Here is an 18,917-nt window from a genome sequence, read left to right as displayed (position 1 = left end):
AGAGAGAGCACCTCCAGTACGGGTTCATCGACATCTCCCCACCGTGAGCCCCATGTCTGCGTCGTCCTTCCACCGCGACTGAAGATTCCCCCGCGCCGTACCCCATCAAACCCGTCACCAGCAAGGTGCCGCTCGCCGAGGAGGAATTCCGGGCCATCGCGAACAACGTCGCGCCCAACCCGCGCACGCCGTGAGCAGGCAGGGCGCTGTCGCCACGTGGATTCCGGGCTACGTCAGGTCACCGAGCCGCCACGAGCCGTCGAGGCTCGCGGCCTCGGGGCCGTAGATTCGGAAGTAGAGGAAGAAGCCCGTCTTCGGGTTCGTCTGAATCCACTGGTGCTCCATGCCTGCTGGCGCGACGGGGCCGAAGTGGAGCTTCACCGTGCCGTCGGCGCTCGGGGTGAATTTCGTCTGGAGCGAGCCGAGCACGGCCTTGTCCTGGGGCGTCTGGACCTGTGAGCGCGTCCGCGAGTCGTAGGCCGTGACGGACCAGAACATCTTCGCGGGCACGGGCTGTGGCACCGTGAGCGTGTATGACCGGCCACCGTCGAGGTACGCACCGGCCCTGTCACGCGCGGCGAGGTAGTAGACGGAGCCGACGCCGACCTTCCTCCGGAACATGGCCGGTGACGCCACGATGGCCTGGACGAACCAGCGGTCCCGCGCCTGGAGGTCGAGGTAGTCCTCCGTCTCGAAGTTGGCATCGTCGGGAACCAGGCCGACCCACTCCCACTGACGGTCCTCCCAGACGAGGCGGTCCGCGCGCTGGCTGGCGAAGCCTTCCACGCGCATCTGGTCGAGCGCCACCCGGGCCGCCACCTCCAGGATGTTCCGCATCCGCTCATCCGGCGCGAAGGGCCGCCCCTTCGCCACGCCCAGTGCCGCGAGCACGCCGTACATCGGGCGGAACTCGTCGAGCGTGGGCTCCTCGTTGATGACGGAATGGAGCCGCCTCCAATATTCGAGACTGTCCTCCCACCGCAGCGGGGTGCCGTCGAAGGCCCGGTTCGAGAGGTCGACGAAGGGGAGCACGGCAGCCGGGCTCGTCAGGGGATGGACCTTCACCTGGCGGAGCGCGCTCATCGCGCCTTCCTGGTCGCCCCCCTGAGGAAGCGCGCGCACGGCGACGAGCACCTTGTAGGTGGCCGACCGCGCCACGTGGTAGCCGGAGGGAACGTCCCCCGTGAAGCCGGGTGGCAGCAGCAGGTACCGGCCGCCCTTGCCGGCATCGGGGCCCGGGATGCCCATGTCGGTGACCCACCGCTGGTGGTGGTCGTTGACGAGCGCGATGAAGGGCCCGGCGGGCAGCTCCACCACCACGGGGCCAAAGGCCTTCAAGTCCACCACCGCGGCGGCATACGGCGTGTCGGAGTTCGCGGTGAAGATGAGGTGTCGCGGGCCCACGGCGAATGCACCGAGGCCCTTGTTGTCCCCGATGCCCGCCTCGCGGTTGCCATTGAAGATGCCTTCGGCGGACACCGTCGGGTAGAAGAACCGGTACGCCTCCACCGCGCGGTGGAAGTCCTGCTCGTCGTAGATGGTCCGGGCAGTGTCGGGCGTGGGGAAGTGGTGCTCGAACGCGTGGCGCGCCTGGGTCGGAAGCTGCGGGTTCATGAGGCCGTCCTCTCCAAGGAGCCCCCGGCCGCTCGCCTCCATGACTGGAGGAGCCGCGGGCGGCTCAGTGCAGGAGCAAGGTGGAGACAGCCTCGCGCGTCACGCAAGGCGCGAGACGCTGCCCTCAGGCGCCGGCATGCCTGACGGCCTCCGGTGAGGCGTGCATCATCCGGGCGTGCCGCTGGCGGGCATCGAGCCGCAGGCTCCCGAGCGCGACGACGACGGCTGACAGGGGAACCAGCGCGGCGACCCACGGCACCGCGCCCAGACCCAGGCCCCGGTCGATGACGGCGCCGCCGAGCCACGCCCCGAGCGCGTTGCCGAGGTTGAACGCACCAATGTTGATGCTCGCCGCGAGGCTCTGCCCCGCTCCCTCGGCCTTTTCCAATACCCAGAGTTGCAGTGGAGACACGGTTGCGAAGCCGGCAGCGCCGAGCAGTCCCACGAAGAGCACGGCCAGCAGCTTGTCGTGTACGGCGAAGGTCATCAGGCCGAGCACGAGGGCGAGGACGATCAGGCTCCCCAGGATGGTCGGCCCCAGCCGCCAGTCTGACGAATTCGGTGACGCCGATGCCGAAGGCACCGGCCGTCAGCGCATACAACGCAAGGGGCATGGGGTTTCCTCCCCGCGGGGACAACCGCGGACGCACCTGATATGGGCGCCGCGTGACACGGGCACCACACGCCCCTGGGCACAGCACTTGTGAGGTGAAGTCACGATGTCGCGTCTGGACGTCAACCGCTCGGGGGAGATGGAGGTATTCGTCCGCGTCGTCCAGCTCGGAGGCTTCTCCGCCGCCGCGCGCGCGTTCCGGATGACGCCCTCCGCGGTCAGCAAGCTCGTGGCCCGGCTGGAGGCCCGGCTGGGCGTGCGGCTCATCCACCGCTCCACGCGGGCCCTGCAGCTCACGTCCGAGGGCGTCACCTTCTACGAGCGGAGCGTCCGCGTCCTCGCGGAACTGGACGAGGCGGAGCGCGGAGCGGCCACCAGCGCCGCGCCCCAGGGCCGGCTGCGCGTCAACGCCAGCGTGCCCTTCGGGACGCAGGTGCTGCTGCCTCTCGTCCCCGAGTTCCTGGCCCGCTACCCATCCGTGTGCCTGGACATCGTCCTCACCGACACCGTCATCGACCTCATGGAGGAGCGCACGGACGTGGCCCTCCGCCATGGGCCGCTGAAGAGCTCGGACCTCGTCGCGCGCAAGCTCGGCGAGCCGCGCATGGTGGTCATCGGCTCACCGGCCTATCTGAAGCGCCATGGGACGCCGAAGACGCCGAAGGACCTGGAGCGGCACAACTGCATCGGGTTCGGCTTCGCGCGCGCGGTGAATGACTGGCCCTTCGTGGCACAGGGCGTGGAGCTGGGGGTGACGCCGCATGGCAACGCACTGGTGAGCAACGGCGAGGCGCTGCGGCAGCTCGTGCTCTCGGGCGTGGGGCTCGGGCGGCTCGCCACGTTCCAGGTGAAGGACGACATCGCCGCGGGTCGACTGGTGCCGCTGCTGGAGGAGTACAACCCCGGGGATAGGGACACCGTGCACGCCGTCTTCCTCGGCGCGGGAGGACAGCTCCCCTCCCGCGTGCGCGCGCTTCTCGACTTCCTCGCCGAGAAGGTCCACCTGTGACGGCTGTCAGCCCCGCACCGACCCCGGGGCGTTGAAACCGACACTCGCATTCGCATAACGGTGGCGCTCCCGGAGTTTCCGGGAAACAACGGCAACTGGGATGTATCGACAACTGAGAGACGACATCATGAATTCCCATGTCCTGCGAGTTGCATCTGTAAACAAGTGGCGTATCGGAGCGGCCCTGCTGGCGGTGCTGACGGGCTGCGGCCAGGAGGCGGAAGCGCCGGTTGCTCCGGCCACTCCGGCTCCGACGGAGCAGGAGGCGCTCCAGACGGTGGAGGAGCAGTCCGCGCGGCTGAATCCGCCCGCCGGGTGCACGGAAATCACCCTGGGCGAGCTGTCGAATGGCGTGGAGCTGACGCCGGTGCTCTACGGCTCGCAGCCGACGTACCGCGGTGAGTTCTCGAACCTGGGAGACCCGGCCGTCGCGGACCTCGCACGCATCCGGCTGGATGTGAACACGGCGCCGGGGTTCTATGACCTGGCCGCGGGCGGCACCAACCTCTTCACCTGCGAGCAGTGCGTGTGGGGCATCCAGGATTCGGGGACGACCGGACAGAAGATGTTCGTCGCCGAGTCGGGCGCGCTCCTGCTCGCGCTCAAGGTCTCCCCGCAGCAGACGGTTGGCGCGCTCTCCAACGTCGTCCTGCGCGAGTCGGTGGCGGCGGCGCCCCTCTCCGCGCCGTACACCGGCAGCGCCCCCGTGGCGGGAGGCGAGTGCCGGTGGATTCGCTTCGCGACGTGGAACACCCTCCGTCCCGGAGGCTGCGACCCGCGCGAGGGCTCGCTGACGGCGAACGTGCCGGGTCTCACCTGCGTCGCCAACGACTACGCGGCCGATGACGGCACGCTGGAGCGCTCGCTCGGCACGAAGACGCAGGGTGAGGCGTGCACGTACACGCCGGCCACGTACGAGGGTGGGCTCGCGTCGACGGACTGCGCGCAGGGCTACGCCTGCACCGACGCCTATACCGACGCGCCCCAGTGCCAGGCCACGTGTGACTTCATGGCGGCGGACCCCGGCTGTCCGAGCGGCACGGTGTGCGGCGTCTACGGCCTGTGCATCGAGCAGTCCGTCATGGAGCCCATCGGCTTCGAGTTCGATCCGGCGCACATCGGCGAGCAGTGCAACCTCAGCTACGCGGAGTTCTGCGGCGTCGAGGGCGCGCGGGGCGTCTGCCTGGACCTGAAGCGCACCGGGAAGGGCACCTGCTTCCGCTACGCGCGCGCCCGCTCGGAGTGCGGCCCGGGTGAGGAGCTCGGCTTCGTCAGCTACGGGCGTCCCGGTGGCGGCAGCGACCGCACCTACGGGTTCTGCTACCCGGACGGTCTGTAACGACTGACGCCGTCGGCCCGCCAACGGGCCGTCATGCCCTGCCCCTGCATCCCGGGGCGGGGCGCTGTCCGCCGCTGACGAAACCTCTCGTACCGGAGTCGCGACGCTCGCGCGCGTCACTTGCCGCGCCTGCCCTCGCGCTCCATATGGGAGTGCCCGGCCGCACCACCCTGCCCGTTCCCTCCTTGAGCCCGCCGGCCGTCCGCCCCGAGTGACTCGGGACGCGGGAAGGAGCAACGATGCGATTGCCAGGAAGCGCCCGGACCCGCCTTCACGGTGGACTGCTGCTGCTCGGCCTGTGTGCGCTGGGAGGCGTCCTCTCCGCCGTGGCCGGCTGCGCCGTCACCGCCACCACCGGCAGCTCCACCGGCGCCGCCCACCCCAAGAGCAATGCGCAGCTACCCCTCTCACCCGAGCCGCTCTACGGGAAGTTCGTGTGGCACGACCTCGTCACGAAAGACCCCGCCGCCGTGAAGCGCTTCTACAGCCAGCTGCTCGGCTGGGAGTTCGAGGACTTGAAGGGCACCAAGCGGCCCTACTCGCTCATCAAGGCGGAAGGGCTCTGGATTGGCGGCATCGTCGAGCCCACCGGGGCCGTGGGAAAAGCCGAGGTCTCCCAGTGGCTCGGCTACCTCTCCGTCCCCGACGTGGACCGCGCGGTGGCGCAGGTCCGAGCGGGCGGCGGCAAGGCCCTGGTGGAGCCGGAGGACGTGCAGAAGATTGGCCGGGCCGCGGTGGTCGCCGACCCGCAGGGTGCGCCGTTGGGCCTCATCCGCTCGCAGCACGGGGACCCGGCCGACACGGGCATGCCCGAGCCCGGTCAGTTCCTCTGGATGGAGAACCTGGCCGACGACGCCGACGCGGCCGTCGGCTTCTACAAGGACCTGCTGGGCTATGAGGTCGAGGAGCGGAACGAGGGCGGTGGTCCCTACTTCGTCCTCAAGCAGAGCGCGCACCCCCGCGCGGGCATCTTCCGCAAGCCCGTGGAGAAGGTGCGCCCCAACTGGCTCACCTACGTGCGGGTGGAGGACCCCGCGGCGCTCACCGGGCGGGTGGTGGAGCTCGGGGGCCGCGTGTTGATGGCGCCCAGGGACGACGTCCGCGGAGGCTCGCTCGCCATCATCGCCGACCCGAGCGGGGCCGTCCTCGCCCTCCAGCGCTACCCGTTCAAGACCGCTGAACCCGCGGCTTCGTCGAAGTGAGGAGAACATCCGATGCTCAAGCCCAAGGCCGTCCGCCTGCTCGTGTGGATTCCCCTGCTCGGGGGCGCCCTGATGGTTTCCGGCTGTGAGAACGCCTCGGTCGGCGTGGGGTTCGGCGTCGCCGTGCCCGCGCCGTGGGGCGGAGTGACGGTGGGAACCTCGATGGGTCCCTGGTACGGCGGGCCGCGCTGGTATCCCTGAGCAGCGGCCCCGGCGGCGCACGCACGCGTCGCCTCGACGACATGGGCCTGCCACCGTGAGGCGGGGGAGCCGGGCATGGAGGGCCGCGTTGCCCGGGCCGTGCATCGCTCCCCACCTTCTTGCGCGTAGAACTCACGGCAAAGGAGGCCACCATGTTCTCGTCCAGACTTCCGGCCGCGCTCGCCGCCGCCGCCGCGCTGTGCTTCGCGGCCGGCTGCTCCAAGAGCGCGACGACCTCTCAGCAATATCCTCCGGGCACACAACCCGTCTCGACGCCGGAGACTCCCGAGCAGCAGACCGGACAGCCACCGCCTCGGGCCGAGCTCGAGAAGGACTGTCCCATGACGGTGCCCGGCGCCGAGGCGAAGGCGGTGGACACGGCGGAAGGCGTGGCCCTCAACTTCACCACCACCGAGCCGGACCAGGTGGCGAACCTCCGCGACCGCGGCCGGAACATGATTGCGCGCCAGCAGGAGCACGGCGTGTCCGGCAAGCGCGGGCTCGAGCAGCCCCCCGGGATTGAATACCAGGGTGAGGGCGGTAGCGGCCTCGCGGGCTCGGCGGGTGCGCCGAGTGTCCCGGCCTACGCCCGGGTGGAGGACATCCCGGATGGCGTCTCCATCACCTACAGGGCCACCGACCCGTCGAAGCAGACCGAGTTGAGCCAGGAGGTGCATGAGAACGCGGAGTATCTCAAGCCGGGCCTGTGCCCGGGCATGGCGCATCCGGTGAAGTGAGGCACGGCCCTCAGTCAACCCGGGAGGACGGCCTCCCGGGCCCGTGCCCGCTTACTCCGTCCGCTTGCGGCGGCGCGACATGATGCGGCTCAGGGCCACCTCGGTGATGCCGAGGTAGGCCGCCACGTCGCGCTGGGGAACGCGTCCCTTCAGGTGCGGGTGCTCCTCCCAGAACCGCACCAGGCGTTCCTCCGCGGACAGGTCGAGGAACTCCTGCTCGCGGCGCTCCTTGAGGATGAAGTGGAGCTCCGCCACCCGGCGCGCCAGCCGCTCCCAGCACACGTGGCCCTGCTCCAGCTTCTGGAAGTCGCGCGCCTGGAACACCAGCACGCGGCTCGGCTCCAGGGCCTCGATTGACGTCATCGACGGCAAGCGCTGGAGCATCTCCGCGTAGGCACCAATCAGCTCGCCCTCGGCGCGGAAGGCCTTGATGGACTCGCCCCCGCGCGGCGACACGCGCACGGCGCGGAAGACGCCCTGGAGCACCACCGCGAACCGGTCCGCCGCGTCTTCGGGACGCAGGAAGAGCTCCCGTTTCGCGAGCGACTGCTCCTTCGCCATGGCCTCGGCCTTCGCCCACTCCTCGGGAGGGAGCGGAACCAGCGCGGCGAAGCGTTCGAAGAGCTTCGGAAATCTCACGTCGACAGGACCTCGGGTTGACCGAGGTTAAGGCAGGGGCCGCGCCGGGCGCCATACACCGGGGGCATGTCCATCAACGTCTATGCGGTGGCCACGCCGTTCGTCATCGTCCTGGCCCTGGCGGAGTTCGCGTACTGCGTGGTGCGGCGCAACGGCTACTACAGCTTCCAGGACTCCATCGCGAGCATGGGCACGGCGGTGATGAACCAATGTGTGAATGTGGCGGTGGCCCTGCTGGTGCTGCCCCTCTTCACGCAACTGGGCCGGTTCGCGCCGTGGCAGCTCGACGCCTCGTCGCCGCTGTCGCTGGTGGCGCTCTTCCTGGGCGTCGACTTCCTCTTCTACTGGTTCCACCGCTTCGGCCACCGCACGAACATCGGCTGGGCGGCCCACTCGCCGCACCACTCCACCGAGGAGCTCAACTACGCCGTGGCCCTGCGCGCGAGCGTGACGCAGCGCCTCTTCTCGTTCCTCTTCTACTGGCCGCTGGTGCTGGTGGGCTTCCCGCCGGAGGCGGTGCTGGCGATGGTGGCCTTCCACCTCGTGCTCCAGTTCATCCCGCACACGCGCGTCATCCCCAAGCTTCCGTGGTGGGTGGAGTCGTGGCTCAACACGCCGTCGCACCACCGCGTGCACCATGCGCGCAACGACGCGTACATCGACAAGAACTACGCGGGCTTCCTCATCATCTGGGACCGGATGTTCGGCACCTACGCCGAGGAGACCGAGCCGTGCTCCTACGGCCTCACCACCCCGGCGAACACGTGGGACCCGACGGCCATCAACTTCCAGGCGTGGGCCCGGCTCGTCGCCGACGCCGTCGCCACGAAGAGCCTCTGGGACAAATTGCGCGTCTGGGTGATGCCCACCGGCTGGCGGCCCGCGGACCTGCCGCCGCGCTCGCTGGGGTACTGGAAGCAGGACGGCGTGGAGGTGAGGTTCACCTCGACGGAGCTGCCCGGCGTCCGCGGCTACCTCGTCTTCCAGTTGTTCGCGTCGATGCCGTTCATGCTCCTGGTGAGCCACCATGCCTCGCCACTGTCGGGGTGGCAGAAGCTCTGGCTGAGCCTGCTGCTCTGGGCGATGGCGACCGCCTGGAGCGGGATGCTGGAGTCGAAGCGCTGGAGCGTGCCGCTCGAATACGCGCGGGTGCTCACCATGGGCGGAGCGGTGACAGCGTGGCTCTTGTGGGCCGGCGCGCCCCAGACATGGAGCGCGCTCACCGTGGGGTGGCTGCTCGTCTCGCTCATCTGGATGCGGGTGGCGCGAGGTGGCGCCGCTCGGCGCACCCAGGCAAGCCCCTTCCCGAGCTGAGACGACGGGCCGGAGAAATCAGCCGGCCTTGCGCCGCGCGAAGGAGTCGCGGTGCTGGTCCACCCAGGCGCGGGCCTCCTCGACGGTGGGCACGAATACCGTCTCGAACATCGTCTTGCCGGTGAAGAGCAGGGCCAGGGCGATGGCCTTCCCGATGGTGCGCTGCATCAGGTCCGCGCCCACGTAGATGGCGGCGTGGAACCACTCGGAGCGGCCATGCTCGGACAGGTACCTGCGTCCGGCCGTGTCCAGTTGGGAGCGGCCGACGTCGACGATGCAGAAGTACTGCCCCCGGCGCTCGTAGTTCTCCCGGTAGAGCTGCACCGCGCGCTTCACTTCGTCCAGGGAGATGGGGCCATTGAAGGTCGCCACCAGGGTGTCTGGCGGCTCGAAATGGGCGTGGTGCGCACCGAACCTCACCTCTTCCTGATGCATGTCGTCCCCCCGGGAGTCAGCGCTCACGGGCGTGGTGGAACGCCCGTCTCTCATTCACAACGCGGGACTCCTTGTTTCTTCCGTGCGGGTTTCACATCGGTGTTGCGTCCTCGACATGCACAGGAATTACAGATCTGGATGTATGCATTTGTCATGGGAGCCCCCGTATCGCACCCGGCGCGGCCGCGAGCTCCTGCCCGGGGGGAAGCCCCTCACGTCCGGGTGATTGACACGGAGCCATCTCCCAGCGTCGCCGCGCCCGTGGCTTTGCCTGGCATACAGTTGGGGGATGTCCGAACAGGGAAGGCAGGAGCGACTCGCCGCTGAAGCGGCGCGCATGGCCCGAGAGCTCGTCCGGGCCCTGGCGGAGCTCAGCGACACCTCCGAGGTGGAGCGTGTCGGAGTCGAAGCGCCCGCTCCTCGCAATCCCAGGTTGTACGCCTCGCCCATGCTCCTGCCATTCCAGCTCCATGGCAGGCAGCGCTGGTTGCTCTGGCTCGAGGATGACGAGGGAGATTGGGTCTGGGTCGAACCGGGTGGCCTGGTACCGAGCTTCGCGGACACGGACTCGCTGGTGCGCCATGCCCTTCAGGCGGGCCTCTCCGAGCCCACGCACGTCCTTTTCAACTGCAATGTCGATGCAATCCAGACATGGCTGAGCAGGCCAGCGGCCGAATCCATTGACTCCACCGAGTGCATGAACTTCTGGCAGCTCGTCGACACGGTAGCGCGCTCCGTGCGGGTGCTGGCTCCCATTGGCGCCCTCGACAGGCTGGTCTACAGGCACCTCTGGATTGGCATGTACGCAAAGCCCTCGGATGTCCCGCCATGGCTGCCCGTGGAGGTCACCCAGCTCGTGAACCATCTGAGCTGGGGAATGGAGCTCTTCCGCACCCGAGTGCTCCGGTAGTCCCGGCCCTCGGATGAGGGCCGGGCCGATGACCCACGTCCGTCAGTTACTCATGGCGTGCGGCGCCAACACGTGGAGCCGGGCTGTCAGGCGGGCTGGCGGTAGTCGATGACGACCACCCCATTGCCCGTACCGAGGTCCGCCTGGTTGTAGGGGCTGCTGCCCGCGTTGTACGAGCCGCCGCCTCCGCCACCACCGCAGTTGTTCGTGGCACCACCCGCGCCACCGCCGCTGTACCCGCCAGCTCCACCCGCCGCGCCGGCCGCACCACCACCGCCGCCGAAGCCACCGTTGCCATTGAGCGTGCCTCCGCCAGCCGCACCGCCCGCGCTGATGGCGGAACCACCGCCGCCACCACCCGAGCCAGGACCGCCCGCCCCCGTGCCACCCGACTGCGTCAGGCCGGCGCCGCCACCGCCACCGCCGTGGAAGCCGGCCGCGCCTCCGGAACCTCCTCCTCCGTTGCTACCGCCGCTCGCGCCAGGACTGCCATTGCCCCAGTTGCCACTGGGGTTCAGCGCCGCGCCCCAGCCGTTGTAGCCATTGCAGCCCGCGCCACCACCACCACCCGCCGCCACCATCAGCGCCGAGGCGGACGCGGCGCTCGTGCCACGCCAAACGAAGGAGCCGCCGCCACCGCCGCCGTTGGTGCCATCAGCGCCCCGACCACCCACGAGGAGCGTCAGTTGCTCTCCGGGCGTCACGCTGAAGGTGCCCTGGAGCGAAGCGCCCAGACCCGCCGAGGAGTTGTTGAACGCATTGCCGCCGCGAGCCCCCACCGCCCTGACGGTCACCGAGCTCACGTTCGCCGGCACGGTGAAGGTCTGCAGTCCACCCGTGTAGTTGTACGTCACGGTGACGGGAACGGTCGGAATCCAGGACAGGAGGACCTGCCCGTTGCCAGTGCCCTGGTCCGCCTGGTTGTTGGGGCTGCTGCCCGCGTTGTACGAACCGCCGCCGCCACCACCGCCGCAGTTGTTCGCGGCACCGCCAGCGCCACCGCCGCTGTAGCCACCCGCTCCACCGGCCGCGCCAGCCGCGCCACCACCGCCGCCGAAGCCACCGTTGCCGTTGAGCGTGCCCACTCCACCGGCACCGCCCGCGCTGATGGCGGAACCACCGCCACCACCTCCCGAGCCGGGCCCACCCACTCCCGTGCCTCCCGACTGCGTCAGGCCCGCGCCGCCACCACCGCCACCGTGGAAGCCGGCCGCGCCTCCGGAGCCACCGCCTCCGTTGCTACCGCCGCTCGCGCCAGGGCTGCCATTGCCGGAGAGGCCCCCAGAGCTCAATGCGGCACCCGAACCGTTGAAGCCGTTGCAGCCCGCACCACCACCGCCGCCCGCTGCCACCAGCAGCGCCGAGGCGGACGCGGCGCCCGTGCCGCGCCACACGAAGGTGCCACCACCACCGCCGCCGTTGGTGCCGTCCGCGCCACGGCCGCCCACCAAAATCGTCAGTTGATCACCGGCCGTCACGCTGAAGGTGCCCTGGAGCGAAGCGCCCAGACCCGCATTGGAGTTGTTGAACGCATTGCCACCACGAGCCCCCACCGCCCTGACGGTCAGCGCCGCCACATTCGCCGGCACGGTGAAGGTCTGCAGCCCGCCCGTGTAGTTGTACGTCTGGGTTTGCGGCGTCTGCCCGTAGGCGGGGCTCCACAACAAGCCCGCTGCGAGCGCCGTTGATATGGCGAGAAATCTCGAGACACCGAGCACATCAGGACGAGCGTTCCTCATCGCGACCTTTCTTGCTGCGCATGTGTGTTGGCCGGGGTTGGCCAGCGCGCAGGCGCATGAGCAAGCGGCGAGCCACTTCTCGCCCGCAAGCACGCACACGCGGTGCGTGTCGGAATGAGCCCTCGTTCCCGAAAAGCTGCGTCTCGATGGAACACACCCGCGTCACGCCAGGAAGCAACCCGCCCGGATACGTGTAGCGCCGCGGGCGCCATCCGTTTGCCTCCGTGCGATGAGACATTGAGAACGCGAGGGCTCCTGCCCCGGCACATCCGCTCCGGGGCAGGAGCCCATGACACGCGTTCGTCAGTCGTTGTCGGCGATGGACACCGTCGCGCCCGACGTGCCCACGGTGTAGCCGGTGGTCGCGGTGAGCGTCACCACCACCGTCTCGCTTCCCTCCTTCACCGCATCGTCGATGGGCGTGACGGGCAGCGTCACCGACGTGGCTCCGGCCGGAATGCTCAGCGGCGAGGTGAGCGCCGCGTAGTCCGTGCCCTGGGTGGCGGTCCCCGTCACCGTGAAGGTAACGGCCAGGTCCGCCTTCGGAGCCGGAACGGCCGTCACGGTGAACAGGCCGCCATTCGCGTTGGCCTCACCGGCGGCGGAGTCCGTCGCGGCGAGGCGCAGCTCGGGTTTCTCGTCGTCGAAGAGGTACACGGTCGCCGCGGTGCTCGTGGCGAGCTGGTACGCGGCATCCGCCACCAGCGTGACGGTGACGCCCTCCTTGCCCTCCACGAGCGCGTCATCCGTGGGCTGCACCGCCAGCACCGCCGAGGCCGCGCCTTGCGGAATGACCACCGAAGTGGCGAGGGCCTGGTAGTCACTCGTGCCCAACGCGTTCCCGCCCACCACCAGCAACACCGTGAGCGGCGCGGAGGTCGGTCCCGTGCGAGTCACGGTGAAGGCCCCCGGATTCGAGGGCTCCGCGCCCTCCGCGTCCGTCGCCGTCACGGTGACGACGGGCTGCTCGTCATCCAGCAGCGACGCCGTCGCGGACACACTGGTGTGCACCTGGTACGCCGCGTCCTCCGACAGCGTCAGGACGACGGTCTCCTTGCCTTCGACGAGGGCATCGTCCGAAGGCGTGAGCACCACGTTCGCCGAAGCCGCGCCCGCCGGAATCGTCACCGTGCCCGGCAGCGCGACGTAGTCCGTCTCCGCCGCCGTTCCGGACAGGGCATACCGCACCGTGAGCGCCGAGGTGGTCGCTCCGGTACGGGTCACCGTGAAACGGCCCGTGTCGGTGCCCGGCTCGGCCGCCAGTGCATCCGGCGCCGTCACCGTCACCACCGGCAGCTCGTTGTCCAGCAGCGTCACCGTCCCGCTCACCGTGGTGCCTTGCTTGTACGTCGCATCCGGGACGACGGTCAGCACCACCGTCTCCTTCCCCTCCACGACCGAGTCATCCACGGGCAGCACGTCGACATTCACGGAGCTCACGCCCGCCGCAAGCGTCACCGAGCCCGAGAGGGCGGTGTAGTCGGCGCCGGAGGTGGCCGTGCCCGTGACCTCGTACCGCACCGTCAGCACCTGGCCGGAGACGCCACCCGAGCGGGAAATGGTGAAGCGGCCGGTGTCCGTCCCCGGCTCGGCGCCCGTCGCGTCCGAGGCCGAGACGCTCACCGTGGGAGACAGGACATAGACGTAGCTGGACGTGGACGTCGTCACCGCGCCGCTGCCGTCGTATGCCTTCGCGGACAGGACGTACGTCCCGGCCACCAGCCCGCTGAGCTGGAACGTGAAGGGAGCCTCGGTGTCCTCGCCCAGCTTCGTGGAGCCCTGGTACAGCTCGACGCGCGAGACGGGGCCCTCCAAGTCGGAGGCCGCCACCTCCACCGTCACCGTCGCGGGGGCGGCGAAGTTCGTGCCATGGGCCGGAGAGGCGATGCGCACCGTCGGCGCGTCATTCACGGGAGTCACCGTCACGGTGGCGACGGCCAGCGGAGAGCTCTCCATGCCGTCATGCGCCTGGAACGTGAAGCTGTCCGGCCCGGCGTAGTTCTGCTCGGGCCGGTAGAGCGGGCTCGGCAGCGAGCCCGAGAGCGTGCCATGCGCGGGCGGGTCCACCACGGTCCACGTCAGCACGTCTCCATCCGCGTCGAAGGCCGTGAGGGCGAAGACCTTGGTGGAGTCCTCGGTCATCGTGGCATTCGGGCTGTTGGCGAGCGGCTTCGAATTGAGGGCAATGCTCCAGTACTGCGACGCCACGCCCCCGACGCCGTCCGACACCGCGACCTTCACCGAGTGCGTCCCCGCCACCGTCGGCGCGTAGGTGAACGAGGAGGTGTTGCTCCCCACGGGAGCGCCGTCCACGCTCCACGCATAGGACAGTGGCTGACCGTCGGCGTCCTGGGCCACCACCGCCAACTCAACCGAGCCCGCGGGCGCCAGCTTCACGCGGCCCACCGGAGTCGCGCTGGTAATGACGGGAGCACGGTTCACCCGCGTGTAGTCGACGTGCGCGTACCCGGTCGCCGCATCCACGGTGAGCGGAGCATCCAGGCTGGCGACGGCCCAATCCCCGTTCGCGGCATCCACGATGCGGAACGACTTCAGCACGGCGGAGTCACCCACGGAGCTGTCCGCCATCCTCACCAGGAAGCGCTTCTCTCCGAGGACGGCGGGCAGCAGGTCCGTGAAGTCGAACACGAACGTGGCATCCACGGCCGCCTGCGTGGAGCCATTGAAGGCCCTCGCGCCACCTGTGTAGAAAATGGTCGTCGAGCTCCACACCGTCGGGTCCACCGGCCCGGCGTCACGTCCTCCGCCCCCTTCACCCGCGTCGCGCCCACCGCCCTGTCCCGCGTCCTGCCCTCCCGGCTGGCCCGCGTCCTGCTCGCCCTGCCCCACGAGGAAGCCACTTCCCTCGTCAGCCCAGGCCACCGCGTTCTGGAACGTCGTCACCGGCATGCCGAAGCCCACGTCCGAGATGCCCAGGGAGAGTGCGAGCTGGCTGCGCTTCAGGTGGTTCACCTTCACTTCCGCCACGAGCTTCGGCGTGTAGTTGGGGCGCACGGTGAGGTGGTAGACGAGGTCGCCCTGGAAGATGGGGACGCGGCCCGTGCTCGGGCCACCGGAGACCGCCGACACCGCCCTCAGCGCGTCGTAGGCCATCCAGGTGAAGCCCGCTTCATTCCAGCCCGTGCCCCAGGAGTTGGCGATGCGCAGCGCGCCCTTCTCTCCCGGGTCCACCACGCTGTTGCCGTTGACGTCGGCCCAGATGGTGTCGTCGTACCCGACGATGGTTATCGCGTGCGAGCCCGCATAGCCGTTCTGCCAATACGTGACGGCCTTGCCCACGAACGCGTCATCGTCCGGCGTGGCCGGGTCGTTCTTGATGGACGTGCTCCTCCACGAGTTGATGTACGTGCCGAAGACGAGGATGTAGCCATTGGCCAGCAGCTCCTTGATTCGCTGCAGGCCGTCCGTCGTGCTCGCCTGGTAGACGTACTGGACCGGGTTCGTCCGGAACGAGAGGGCGCCGCGGTACACCGCCGCGTCCAGGGGCCAGGACGTGTAGTTGGAGTCGTAGGGGATGGTGGCCCAGCTCGTCGCGCCCTGCCCCGCGAGCAGGCTGTAGGCGCTGGAGATGTAGCTGCCCCCGTCCTCGCCGAAGTTGATGAAGTTGTAGGTCCACTTCGGCGAGAACAGCCGCGTGTTGTCGGTGTTGTGCTTCGCGTCCCAGCCATACTGGAGCGCCACGGTGTGGCTGAGCTGGTAGTACGTCGTGGCCCACGCGGTGCAGGAGCCAATCGAGCCCTGGCTGCGAATGGGCGGGAAGGCGTCCAGCACGCTGTTGTCGACATGCGCCGGCAGCTCGGTGAACGACGCGACGCCGGACGGCGCGAGCAGGCCCGGACCGATGGCCTCCTCGCCCACCTTCGCCGCGGTGGACAGCGACAGCTCACGCTGTCCCTTCGCACGCCGGACCTCATTCATGCGCTCCAGCGCGATGCGGTTCGGCAGGACGCGGCGGACCTCGTGGCCCTCCGCGCGCAGCCGCTCCACCTCCCGCTCCGTCAGGGGTTTCAAGCCCGTGGCTCGCGGCTCTTGAGATGATTGCGCCAGGGCAGGCAGCGAACCCGTGACGAACAGCCCGCCAACGAGCAACGCCCGTAGATGATTTCGTGGTGACACGCACTTGCTCCAATCAGTGGACAACGCGCTCTTTGAAGACGAGAAAGACCACCCGCGCCGTGTCATGTGTTTCAGCCATGTCTCACGGTCGCGAAGGTGGCGCGCGCTCAGGCAAGCCCCGGGCCACGGACGGGCATTGGCTCGCTCGGAGGAGGACGCCGCGCGTGGCGCGTGAAGCCACGCATGACTGTGGACCGCGCTCCCCAGCGAAGTGGGGGCACGGGGCCACAGGTCATTCCTGAGTCATGTCATCTCGACTGCGGAAGCAGGAGGTAGCGCTCCAGCTCGCGCAGCAGCGCATCCGCGCGCTCCCGGGCTGTCGGCTGCCAGGCGACGGTGAAGCGCGCGTCCATGCCCATCTTCTGGATGTTCTCCAGCCACGTGTGCACCACACGCTCCGGGTAGCCCGCGGAGAGGGCCGCCTCGTACAGCAGCGAGTACTCGTGCAGCAGCCACGTGCTGAATGTAATCGGGTCGTCCGAGCCCACCGCGATGGGTACCGGCGGTGGAGCCCCCTCCTCCCGCTCCGGGGGGAAGAGCCGCAGGATGGGATGGTTGCGCAAGTCGAGCATGTCTCCCGTCAGCAGGTTGCTGGACGGGTTCACCTCCACGACGATGTTGCGCAAACCCACGCCCCGGCGCAGCGCGTTCTGCACGGCGTAGAGCGCCGCCAGCTCGGTGGCATCCAGGGTGATGTCCACCAGCTCCTGTCCGCGCTTGAAAGTCTGCTCATCCTCCCGGTGGGCCCGGATGATTTCGCGGACATCCTCCGCGTAGCGCACGTGCTTCGGGTCCAGGGTGTACAGCGCGCGGGTGAAGGCCTCCAGCCCTCCCGCCTGACTGCCGACCCGGGACTCGGGCCGGCACAGGAGCCGGTGCAGGGTGTGGTGGACCTCGGCCATCACCTGCGGCTCGTGGCACTTCCCGAAGATGTTGCTCGAGTGCTCGCGGATGAGGTTCTCCACGCGCTCCGGGCGTCCGGGGGGCGCCTCCGCCAGGAAATGGGGCGCGACGCGGTAGCTGCTGTACAGCCGCCACTCGAAGACGAGGTCCCACATCCGCTCCTCGGCCGTCGTCATCACCGAGCCCGTCGACTCCGCCCACAGGCGCGGCTCCACGCCCAGCGCCGTGGCGTGTCCCAGCCGTCCCCCGAAGCGCTCGAGCAAATACTGGATGCTCTCGAAGACGCGGCGCAATCCCTCCATCAGGTGGCGGTAGTCCTCACCCACGTGCGCCGTCAGCCGCAGCGGGGGCGCACCGGCGGCCGCGGGTGACATCGAGGCCAGCGTCGCCTGACGGTGGATGAAGCGGAAGAGAGGCACCAGCACCCACGTGGGCACGCTCAGCTCGTCCGAGGCCACGTCCAGCCCCCGCACCAGCCAGAGCGCCTGCGGCACGGCGTTCAGCAACTCCGCCACCGCCCGGGCCATGACGGACTGGTCCGAGAAGAAGGACGCGAAACGGCCTCCCAGCCGCAGTCCCTGCTGGGCGCGGGGCTCGGCATGCGTGCCCAGCTCGGCCGCGGGAGGCACTCCCTTGGCCCAGCGCCGCTCCGGGTCCCGCTCCTTGAGGAAGTGGAGGATGACGCCGAACTCGGGCGCCCGCGCGCCGAACCGCGGGCCATGGCTCTTCTCCAGCACCCGCGTCCACGAGCGGGTCAGCTCATGGAGGTCCTCCGCCAGCGCAAAGGGATTGGCGTTCGGGGCGATGCGCACCTCCAGGGAGGAGAGCGGCCTGCCCCGCCCCGCCACCTGGTAGGACACCTCGGCGCGCGCGGCGCGCAGGGGCTCGCGCGCCCACCAGAGCCGGTCATAGAAGCGCACGAACCACTGCAGGCCGGACGTCAGCGGCCGCTGCACCACGGTGCGGTAGTAGATGCACCGCACCCGCTGCACCTGCCAGAAGAGCTTGTTGAAGTAGCGGTAGCCCGCGTCTTCGCGGGCACGCGCGTGCTCGCGCTCGAGGTACGCCAGCCCGTGGCGCAGCAGCCAGCGCTCCCCGCCATTGGGATTGCTCAACCCCAGCCGCACGGCGATGGGGTCGCACCAGCGCCACACCTCGCCCACCGTCTCGGGCCGCCAGGAGCCGAGCCGGATCGCCGCCGGGTGGACGCTCCCGTAGAGGCCCTGCAATGCGTAGTACTCGGGCAGCTCCGAAATCTGTCCCCGCGAGAGGGCCTGCAGCGTCTCGCTCAGCAGCCGGGCGCGGGCATAGGGCCAGGAGGACGAGCGGAAGAGACGCTCGAGGAAGTCCTTCAGGCTGGCGCCGGTGCCCGCGTCATGGATGAGGAACTCGGCGAGCACGCAGCGGGCCACGGCGGCGGCCACCAGCCAGCGCAACAGCCGCTCCCCCAAATCGAAGGGAAGGTCCGGGCTGTTCGCCGCGGTGGGGGGAAGGGCCGGGTCCGTCAGCTTCGCCATGAGCGAGGCCCACAGCAGCGGGAAGTCCATGCCCGCGCCCACGTGGTGGTGCACCTCCGGTGCCCCGCGGTCCACCAGGTGTTGCAGCAGCAGGGGGTACTCCACGTTCACCTGCGTGGGAGGCACGTCCACCGGGGAGGCGGCGAGCAGCAGGTCCTCCGGCAGCGCGAAGCCGAGCCAGCGATAGTGGATGTAGGCGTCGAAGGCGTTGGCGTCGTGGCGCTGGTTGAGGACGGTGATGCCCGGGTACGCGTCGAGATATTCCCGCGTCAGGTCGCGCAGGTAGCGGCTCATGGAGACGGGGCCCGGGGCCACGTTGCGCGGCGTGTTCGGTCCGCAGCCGAACCAGAAGAAGTCCCGCGTCATGATGAGCCGGTCCAGGGACCAGCCGCCGGCATGCTGCGCGAGCTCCTTCTCGCAGGCGGCCCACAGCTCGCGCGTCTTCTCCGCACGCGACTCCTCGAGCGTGGGGTCCAGCTCCACCAGGGCACTGCGGAAGGCCTCGACACGGGCCAGGGGGAAGCTGGCGATTTCCGCCCGGACGTAGGCCTCGGGAACGCGCCGGGACGCCAGGGGGAGGCCCGGAGGCGCGAGGATGTTGCCCATGG

At 69.5% G+C, this 18,917-nt stretch carries 14 protein-coding genes; 7 read left to right on the top strand and 7 right to left on the bottom strand.

Translation table 11 applies throughout. The features are described from left to right. Positions 1 to 228 precede the first annotated feature (228 nt). Together ACVTJA_RS14285 and ACVTJA_RS14280 are read right to left on the bottom strand one after the other, a co-directional pair. On the bottom strand, positions 229 to 1,614 hold the full coding sequence (locus tag ACVTJA_RS14285; protein ID WP_465836915.1) for a DUF1254 domain-containing protein: 1,386 nt from the start codon (positions 1,612 to 1,614) through the stop codon (positions 229 to 231). 124 nt (positions 1,615 to 1,738) lie between these two features. Further along, on the bottom strand, positions 1,739 to 2,197 hold the full coding sequence (locus tag ACVTJA_RS14280; RefSeq protein WP_465836914.1) for a hypothetical protein: 459 nt from the start codon (positions 2,195 to 2,197) through the stop codon (positions 1,739 to 1,741). A gap of 136 nt (positions 2,198 to 2,333) precedes the next feature. Between ACVTJA_RS14280 and ACVTJA_RS14275 the strand changes: the two genes are divergently transcribed. From ACVTJA_RS14275 to ACVTJA_RS14255, 5 genes are all read left to right on the top strand, one after another. Beyond that, positions 2,334 to 3,236 (top strand): LysR family transcriptional regulator, encoded by a 903-nt coding sequence (locus ACVTJA_RS14275; protein WP_465836913.1) that lies wholly within the window; start codon positions 2,334 to 2,336, stop codon positions 3,234 to 3,236. A 127-nt stretch (positions 3,237 to 3,363) separates the two neighbouring features. Then, complete coding sequence (locus ACVTJA_RS14270) at positions 3,364 to 4,575, top strand: hypothetical protein (protein ID WP_465836912.1); 1,212 nt, start codon at positions 3,364 to 3,366, stop codon at positions 4,573 to 4,575. Positions 4,576 to 4,814: 239 nt separating this feature from the next. After that, the gene (locus ACVTJA_RS14265) at positions 4,815 to 5,777 is read left to right on the top strand and encodes a VOC family protein (RefSeq protein ID WP_465836911.1); all 963 of its coding nucleotides are present in this window, start codon (positions 4,815 to 4,817) and stop codon (positions 5,775 to 5,777) included. Between the two features lie 12 nt (positions 5,778 to 5,789). Next, positions 5,790 to 5,978 (top strand): hypothetical protein, encoded by a 189-nt coding sequence (locus tag ACVTJA_RS14260; RefSeq protein ID WP_465836910.1) that lies wholly within the window; start codon positions 5,790 to 5,792, stop codon positions 5,976 to 5,978. A 152-nt stretch (positions 5,979 to 6,130) separates the two neighbouring features. Next, positions 6,131 to 6,715 (top strand): hypothetical protein, encoded by a 585-nt coding sequence (locus tag ACVTJA_RS14255; protein ID WP_465836909.1) that lies wholly within the window; start codon positions 6,131 to 6,133, stop codon positions 6,713 to 6,715. Between the two features lie 51 nt (positions 6,716 to 6,766). On the opposite strand, the gene ACVTJA_RS14250 is transcribed toward ACVTJA_RS14255, so the two are convergent. Then, positions 6,767 to 7,354 (bottom strand): Crp/Fnr family transcriptional regulator, encoded by a 588-nt coding sequence (locus tag ACVTJA_RS14250; protein ID WP_465836908.1) that lies wholly within the window; start codon positions 7,352 to 7,354, stop codon positions 6,767 to 6,769. A 66-nt stretch (positions 7,355 to 7,420) separates the two neighbouring features. On the opposite strand from ACVTJA_RS14250, the gene ACVTJA_RS14245 reads away from it, so the two are divergent. Next, a complete protein-coding gene (locus ACVTJA_RS14245) occupies positions 7,421 to 8,668 on the top strand; it encodes a sterol desaturase family protein (protein WP_465836907.1) in 1,248 nt (415 codons plus the stop codon). An 18-nt stretch (positions 8,669 to 8,686) separates the two neighbouring features. Here ACVTJA_RS14245 and ACVTJA_RS14240 read toward each other — a convergent pair whose 3' ends face one another. Further along, a complete protein-coding gene (locus tag ACVTJA_RS14240; protein ID WP_465836906.1) occupies positions 8,687 to 9,103 on the bottom strand; it encodes an STAS/SEC14 domain-containing protein in 417 nt (138 codons plus the stop codon). A 337-nt stretch (positions 9,104 to 9,440) separates the two neighbouring features. Here ACVTJA_RS14240 and ACVTJA_RS14235 point away from each other — a divergent pair, with 337 nt between their 5' ends. After that, positions 9,441 to 10,013 (top strand): hypothetical protein, encoded by a 573-nt coding sequence (locus ACVTJA_RS14235; protein WP_465836905.1) that lies wholly within the window; start codon positions 9,441 to 9,443, stop codon positions 10,011 to 10,013. Positions 10,014 to 10,099: 86 nt separating this feature from the next. On the opposite strand, the gene ACVTJA_RS14230 is transcribed toward ACVTJA_RS14235, so the two are convergent. The 3 genes from ACVTJA_RS14230 to ACVTJA_RS14220 form a co-directional block, all read right to left on the bottom strand. Then, positions 10,100 to 11,680 (bottom strand): hypothetical protein, encoded by a 1,581-nt coding sequence (locus ACVTJA_RS14230; protein ID WP_465836904.1) that lies wholly within the window; start codon positions 11,678 to 11,680, stop codon positions 10,100 to 10,102. A 375-nt stretch (positions 11,681 to 12,055) separates the two neighbouring features. Beyond that, the gene (locus ACVTJA_RS14225; RefSeq protein WP_465836903.1) at positions 12,056 to 15,784 is read right to left on the bottom strand and encodes a Calx-beta domain-containing protein; all 3,729 of its coding nucleotides are present in this window, start codon (positions 15,782 to 15,784) and stop codon (positions 12,056 to 12,058) included. A 353-nt stretch (positions 15,785 to 16,137) separates the two neighbouring features. Next, the gene (locus ACVTJA_RS14220) at positions 16,138 to 18,915 is read right to left on the bottom strand and encodes a hypothetical protein (RefSeq protein ID WP_465836902.1); all 2,778 of its coding nucleotides are present in this window, start codon (positions 18,913 to 18,915) and stop codon (positions 16,138 to 16,140) included. Between the last annotated feature and the right edge of the window lie 2 nt (positions 18,916 to 18,917).

The sequence above is a fragment of the Pyxidicoccus sp. M6 genome (assembly GCF_055568925.1).
This window is presented reverse-complemented; position numbering and strand designations above follow the sequence as displayed.